Source organism: Streptomyces sp. SID12501, assembly GCF_010550245.1.
Taxonomy (GTDB): Bacteria; Actinomycetota; Actinomycetes; order Streptomycetales; family Streptomycetaceae; genus Streptomyces.
In genome coordinates, this window is record NZ_JAAGLU010001129.1 from 1 (window position 1) to 246 (window position 246).

General features: G+C 77.6%; 1 protein-coding gene. It reads left to right on the forward strand.

What is annotated here, in order from left to right; all coding sequences use genetic code 11:
* On the forward strand, window positions 1-246 hold a 246-nt coding region (locus G3I71_RS53150), incomplete at both ends, for a hypothetical protein (protein WP_239149841.1).

Below are 246 nucleotides of genomic sequence, written 5' to 3' on the forward strand. Positions count from 1 at the left end.
GGTCCGGCTGGTCCGGCTGGTCCGGCTGGTCCGGCTGGTCCGGCTGGTCCGGCTGGTCCGGCTGGTCCGGCTGGTCCGGCTGGTCCGGCTGGTCCGGCTGGTCCGGCTGGTCCGGCTGGTCCGGCTGCTCCGGCTGCTCCGGCTGCTCCGGCTGCTCCGGCTGCTCCGGCTGCTCCGGCTGCTCCGGCTGCTCCGGCTGCTCCGGCTGCTCCGGCTGCTCCGGCTGCTCCGGCTGCTCCGGCTGCT